The sequence below is a fragment of the Mycobacterium sp. ACS4331 genome, from assembly GCF_001667265.1.
GTDB lineage: Bacteria > Actinomycetota > Actinomycetes > Mycobacteriales > Mycobacteriaceae > Mycobacterium.
On record NZ_LZHW01000007.1, the window covers coordinates 140,017 to 146,644 of the forward strand.

General features: G+C 66.9%; 5 protein-coding genes. 3 read left to right on the plus strand and 2 right to left on the minus strand.

Features of this window, described 5'->3' with window-relative positions; all coding sequences use genetic code 11:
• The first annotated feature begins 40 nt into the window (after positions 1-40).
• The gene (locus tag A5727_RS01890; RefSeq protein ID WP_068243506.1) at positions 41-790 is read left to right on the plus strand and encodes an SDR family oxidoreductase; all 750 of its coding nucleotides are present in this window, start codon (positions 41-43) and stop codon (positions 788-790) included.
• A 153-nt stretch (positions 791-943) separates the two neighbouring features.
• Here the strand turns inward: A5727_RS01890 and pgi are convergent, their stop codons facing one another.
• Positions 944-2,602: a glucose-6-phosphate isomerase gene (gene pgi / locus A5727_RS01895; RefSeq protein WP_068243509.1), complete on the minus strand. Its 1,659-nt coding sequence runs from the start codon at positions 2,600-2,602 to the stop codon at positions 944-946.
• A 27-nt stretch (positions 2,603-2,629) separates the two neighbouring features.
• On the opposite strand from pgi, the gene A5727_RS01900 reads away from it, so the two are divergent.
• Positions 2,630-4,078, plus strand: coding sequence for an NAD-dependent succinate-semialdehyde dehydrogenase (locus tag A5727_RS01900; RefSeq protein WP_068243512.1), 1,449 nt, complete (start codon positions 2,630-2,632; stop codon positions 4,076-4,078).
• A gap of 79 nt (positions 4,079-4,157) precedes the next feature.
• On the opposite strand, the gene A5727_RS01905 is transcribed toward A5727_RS01900, so the two are convergent.
• Positions 4,158-4,418, minus strand: coding sequence for a chorismate mutase (locus A5727_RS01905; protein ID WP_068243515.1), 261 nt, complete (start codon positions 4,416-4,418; stop codon positions 4,158-4,160).
• Between the two features lie 71 nt (positions 4,419-4,489).
• Here A5727_RS01905 and A5727_RS01910 point away from each other — a divergent pair.
• The coding region (locus A5727_RS01910) for a UvrD-helicase domain-containing protein (RefSeq protein WP_068243518.1) at positions 4,490-6,628 on the plus strand (2,139 nt) is incomplete at its 3' end.

Consider the following 6,628-nt stretch of genomic DNA (forward strand, 5'->3'; position numbering starts at 1 on the left):
CACCGCGTTGGCCCGATTGCGCCCTGGTTAAGCTGCCCGGATGACGCGGCAGAGGATTCTGATCACCGGCGCCAGTTCCGGGCTGGGCGCGGGAATGGCGCGCGCGTTCGCAGCCAAGGGTCGTGACCTGGCGTTGTGCGCGCGGCGCACCGATCGCCTGGAGGAACTCAAGGCCGAGCTCACGGCCAGGCATCCCGGCATCACCGTCGCCGTCGCGGCCCTGGACGTCAACGACCACGAGGCCGTGCCCAAGGTGTTCGCCGATTTCGCGGAGGAGTTGGGTGGTATCGACCGCGTGATCGTCAACGCCGGTGTCGGTAAGGGCGCGGTGCTCGGATCGGGCAAGTTGTGGGCCAACAAGGCCACCATCGAGACCAATCTGGTCGCCGCTCTGGTGCAGATCGAGACTTCGCTGGAGATGTTCCACAAGGCCGGGTCCGGACACCTCGTGCTGATCTCGTCGGTGCTGGGCAACAGGGGCGTGCCGGGGGTCAAGGCGGCGTATGCGGCCAGTAAGGCCGGCGTCAGCTCGCTGGGGCAGTCGCTGCGCGCGGAGTACGCCAAGGGGCCGATCGCCGTCACGGTGCTGGAACCCGGTTACATCGAATCGGAGATGACGGCCAAGTCGGCGTCGACGATGTTGATGGTGGACAACGAGACCGGCGTGCGGTCGATGGTCGCTGCGATCGAGCGCGAGCGGGGGAGGGCCGTGGTGCCGGCTTGGCCGTGGACGGTGTTGGTTGCGCTGATGAAGGCCACGCCGGTGCGTTTCGGGAAGCTTTTCGCTTAGCGGGTTCTGCTGGTGGGCCTGCTCTCGTTCTGGCCATGCTGGACGGGCTGATAGCTGCGTTCTGTGCGCCGAAAGTTGACCTGTTGACGCGTTTTCCCAGGACGGCCCGTGAATAAGTCAACTTTCGGCGCGAAAGACCTCAGCCCACCCGGCTCAGCCCACCCGGCCGCGTTCCGAGCGGTAACGGCGCACCAGCGCATCCGTCGAACTGTCGGACTGCTGCTCGGGTGAGTCGTCGCCGGTGAGCACCGGCAGCAGCGCCTTGGCCTGCGTCTTGCCCAGCTCCACGCCCCACTGGTCGAACGAGTCGATACCCCAGATCACGCCCTCGGTGAACACCTGGTGCTCGTAGAGAGCGATCAACTGCCCGACCACCGACGGTGTGAGCCGGGTGGCCAGAATGGACGTCGACGGTCGGTTGCCGGGCATCACCTTGTGCGGCACCACCTCGGCCGGAGTGCCTTCTGCGGCAATCTCTTCGGCCGTCTTGCCGAATGCCAGCACCTGCGTCTGGGCGAAGAAGTTGCTCATCAGCAGGTCGTGCATGCTGCCGGTGCCGTCGGCGGTCGGCAGGTCATCGGTGGGCTGGGAGAAGCCGATGAAGTCCGCGGGCACGAGGCGGGTGCCCTGATGCAGCAGTTGGTAGAACGCGTGCTGGCCGTTGGTGCCAGGTTCGCCCCAGAAGATCTCCCCGGTGTCGGTGGACACGGCCGAACCGTCGGCGCGCACCGACTTGCCGTTGGACTCCATGGTCAGCTGCTGCAGATACGCCGCGAACCGCGACAGGTCATTCGAATAGGGCAGCACCGCACGGGACTGTGCGCCAAAGAAATTCGAGTACCACACTCCGATCAGCCCCAGCAGCGCCGGAGCATTCTCGGTCAATGGCGCGGTCCGGAAGTGCTCGTCGACCAGATGAAAGCCGGACAGGAAGTCGGCGAACGCCTCCCGACCGATCACCGCCATGACCGACAGGCCGATCGCGGAGTCCACCGAATACCGGCCACCGACCCAGTCCCAGAAGCCGAACATGTTGTCGGTGTTGATGCCGAACTCGTCGACCAGCCGTTTGTTCGTCGAGACCGCCACGAAGTGCTTGGCCACCGCCGCATCACCGAGTGCGTCGGTCAGCCAGCGGCGCGCCGCGGTGGCGTTGGTCAACGTCTCCAGCGTCGAGAACGTCTTCGATGCGACGATGAAAAGCGTTGTGGCCGGGTCAAGTCCGTCGAGTGTGGCGACGAGGTCGGCGGGGTCGACATTGGACACGAAGCGAGCGGAGATCCCGGCGTCGGCGTAATGCCGCAACGCGTCGTACACCATGACTGGGCCCAGATCGGACCCGCCGATGCCGATGTTGACCACGGTGGTGATCCGCTTGCCGGTGGCTCCGGTCCAGTCGCCACTGCGCAGGCGGTCGGTGAAGTCGCCCATCGCGTCGAGCACGGCGTGGACGTCGGCGACGACGTTCTGCCCGTCCACGGTCAACGAAGCATCGCGGGGCAGGCGCAGCGCGGTGTGCAGCACCGCGCGGTCCTCGGAGGTGTTGATGTGTTCGCCCGCGAACATCGCATCGCGACGCTGCTCAAGCCCGGCGGTGCGAGCCAGCTCCACCAGCAGGCGCAGGGTTTCCCGGGTCACCCGATGCTTGCTGTAGTCGATGTAGAGGTCGCCGACGCTCAGCGTCAGCTCCCGGCCGCGGTCGGGATCCTCGTTGAACAGATCTCGCAGATGCCGGTCACCGACCTGATCGTGGTGACGAGCCAGCGCAGTCCAGGCGGGGGAGCCGGAGATCGGCTCATAGTCGGCGGCCATGGCTCAAACCTAGTGAATGATGGAGGCATGGACATCGCAAAGCTGTTGTCGACGGTTCCGACGGGTCTGTGGATCGGCGGTGAGGAACGCGCCGGGTCGTCGACCTTCGACGTATTGAATCCGGCCACCGACGAGGTGATCACCCAGGTCGCCGACGCGACTGCCGCCGACGGCATCGCCGCTGTCGAGGCCGCGACCGCCGTCCAGGACGAGTGGGCGGCCACACCGGCTCGTGAACGCGGCGAGATCCTGCGCTCGGTGTTCGAGACGATCACCGCGCACACCGACGACATCGCCGCGCTGATGACGCTCGAGATGGGCAAGGTCCTCGCGGAGAGCAAGGGTGAGGTCAAGTACGGCGCGGAGTTCTTCCGCTGGTTCGCCGAGGAGGCGGTCCGCATCGACGGCCGCTACACCCAGAGCCCCGCGGGCACCGGACGGATCATTGTGACCAAGGCTCCGGTCGGACTCTGCTACGCGATCACGCCGTGGAATTTCCCGCTGGCGATGGGCACCCGCAAGATCGGTCCGGCCGTCGCCGCGGGGTGCACCATGATCGTCAAGCCCGCGCAGGAGACTCCGCTGACGATGCTGCTGCTGGCCAAGCTCATGGATGAGGCCGGCCTGCCCAAGGGCGTGCTCTCGGTGCTGCCCACCTCCAAGCCCGGCGACCTGACCACGGCCCTGATCGACGACGGCCGGCTGCGCAAGCTGACGTTCACGGGGTCCACCGGTGTGGGCAAGGCCCTGGTCAAGCAGTCCGCCGACAAGCTGCTGCGGACGTCGATGGAGCTCGGCGGCAACGCACCGTTCATCGTGTTCGACGACGCCGACATCGACGCCGCGGTCGAGGGCGCGCTGCTGGCCAAGATGCGCAACGGCGGTGAGGCCTGCACCGCGGCCAACCGGTTCCACGTCGCCAACGCCGTCCGCGAGGAGTTCACCGACAAGTTGGTGAAGCGGATGAGCGAGTACACGCTGGGCAACGGCCTCGACGAGGCGTCGACGCTGGGGCCGCTGGTCAACGCCAAGCAGGTCGCCACCGTCGCCGACCTGGTGTCCGACGCCGTGGCGCGCGGCGCCACCGTGGCCGTCGGCGGCGTCGCTCCCGGCGGACCCGGGAACTTCTACCCGGCCACGGTGCTGACCGACGTCGCACCGGACTCCCGGATCCTCAAGGAGGAGGTGTTCGGGCCCGTCGCCCCGGTGATCGGGTTCGACACCGAGGAGGAGGGCATCAACGCCGCCAACGACACCGAGTACGGCCTGGCGTCCTACATCTTCACGCAGTCGCTGGACCGTGCGCTGCGGGTCGCGGAGTCCATCGAGTCGGGCATGGTCGGCGTCAACCGCGGGGTGATCTCCGATCCGGCCGCACCGTTCGGTGGGGTCAAGGAGTCGGGCTTCGGGCGTGAGGGTGGCACCGAGGGCATCGAGGAGTACCTCGACACCAAGTACATCGCGCTGACGAGCTGACCCGAATCGCCCAAACGAACATTTGGGCGCGAAATGAGCCCGTTTCTGCGCCCAAATGTTCGTTTGGGCGCGAAATGAGCTAGTGGCCGAGGCGACCGCGGCCCATGCGCAGCAGCAGCATGGCCAGGTCCTTGCCCTCGGGGCCCAGTTCGCTGTACCGCTCGATGACCTTCATCTCGCGGCTGTGCACCAGTCGGGTGCCGCCCGAGGCCATCCGCGCCCTGCCGATCGTCTGCGAGACCTCCTGCCGGCGCTTCACCGCGGCGAGGATCTCGGCGTCGAGGCGGTCGATCTCCAGGCGCAACTGATCGATGTCGGGGACTTGATCGGTTTCGGCCACTTTCCGAGTGTGCCACCACCCCCCGTGCCAGGACAAAAGTGTCTGCGGACGGCGGTAGGTTTACAGACGACATGAGCATCAGCACCGAAATCGATCAGCTTCTCGACGGCCTCAACCCCCAGCAGCGCCAAGCCGTGCTGCATGAGGGCAGTCCACTGCTGATCGTGGCCGGCGCCGGGTCGGGCAAGACGGCGGTGTTGACCCGCCGGATCGCCTACCTGCTGGCCGCCCGCGATGTCGGCGTCGGTCAGATCCTGGCCATCACCTTCACCAACAAGGCCGCCGCTGAGATGCGGGAACGCGTGGTCCAGCTGATCGGCCCGCGCGCCAGGAACATGTGGGTGTCGACGTTCCACTCGACCTGCGTGCGCATCCTGCGCAACCAGGCGTCGCTGCTGCCCGGCCTCAACTCCAACTTCTCGATCTACGACGCCGACGACTCGCGCCGGCTGCTGATGATGATCGCCAAGGACATGGGCCTCGACGTCAAGCGCTACTCGCCGCGCCTGCTGGCCAACTCGATCTCCAATCTGAAGAACGAACTCGTCGATCCAGAACAGGCCGTCGCCGAGCTGTCCGACGTCTCCGACGACCTCAACCGCACGGTCGCGGCGGTCTACGGCGAATACCAGCGCAGGCTGCGCGCCGCCAACGCGCTGGACTTCGACGACCTGATCGGCGAGACGGTCGGGATCCTGCAGGCCTTCCCTCAGATCGCCCAGTACTACCGGCGCCGGTTCCGGCACATCATGGTCGACGAGTACCAGGACACCAACCACGCGCAGTACGTCCTGGTGCGTGAACTGGTGGGCGTCGAGACCACCCCGGACGGCGTGCCGCCCGGCGAGCTGTGCGTGGTGGGCGACGCGGATCAGTCCATCTACGCCTTCCGCGGCGCGACGATCCGCAACATCGAGGACTTCGAGCGTGACTTCCCGAACGCGACGACCATCCTGCTGGAGCAGAACTACCGGTCCACACAGACCATCCTGAATGCGGCCAACGCCGTCATCGCCCGCAACGCCGGTCGGCGGGAGAAACGGCTGTGGACCGACTCGGGCGAGGGTGAACTGATCGTCGGCTATGTCGCCGACAACGAACACGACGAGGCCCGGTTCGTCGCGGGTGAGATCGACGCGCTGGCCGACAACGGCGACATCAACTACAGCGACGTCGCGGTGTTCTACCGCACCAACAACAGCTCGCGCGCGCTGGAGGAGGTCTTCATCCGGTCCGGCATCCCCTACAAGGTCGTCGGGGGAGTGCGCTTCTACGAGCGCAAGGAGATCCGCGACATCGTCGCCTACCTGCGCGTGCTGGACAACCCGGGTGACTCGGTGAGCATGCGCCGCATCCTGAACACACCGCGGCGCGGCATCGGTGACCGTGCCGAGGCCTGCGTTGCGGTCTACGCGGAGAACACCGGCGCCAGCTTCAACGACGCCCTTCAGGCCGCGGCCGAGGGGCGGGTCCCGATGCTCAACTCGCGCTCGGAGAAGGCGATTGCGGCATTTGTGGAACTGCTCGACAGGTTGCGCACCAAGCTCGGCGACGAACTGGGTGAACTCGTGGAGGCGGTGCTCGAGCAGACGGGGTACCGGCGTGAACTGGAGGCCTCCAGCGACCCCCAGGATCTGGCGCGCCTGGACAACCTCAACGAACTGGTCAGCGTCGCACACGAATTCAGCATCGACCGGGCCAACGCCAAGGCGCTGGCGGCCGACGACGAGGATGCCCTCGATGAGGACGTCCCGGAGACCGGGATCCTGGCCGAGTTCCTGGAGCGGGTGTCGCTCGTGGCGGACACCGACGAGATTCCCGAACACGGTTCGGGTGTGGTCACCCTGATGACGCTGCACACCGCCAAGGGTCTGGAGTTCCCGGTGGTCTTCGTGACCGGCTGGGAGGACGGGATGTTCCCGCACATGCGGGCTCTGGGAGATCCGACCGAACTGTCCGAGGAGCGGCGCCTGGCCTACGTGGGCATCACCCGGGCGCGGCAGCGGCTGTACCTGAGCCGCGCCAAGGTCCGCTCATCGTGGGGCCAGCCGATGTTGAACCCGGAATCCCGCTTCCTGCGCGAGATTCCGCAGGAGCTCATCGACTGGCGTCGCACCGAGCAGTCGTCGTCTGCGTTCAGTGCCCCGGTCAGCGGCGCGGGCCGCTTCGGCGGTCCGGCCAGGCCGTCGCCCCCCCCCCCCGCCGCCGCC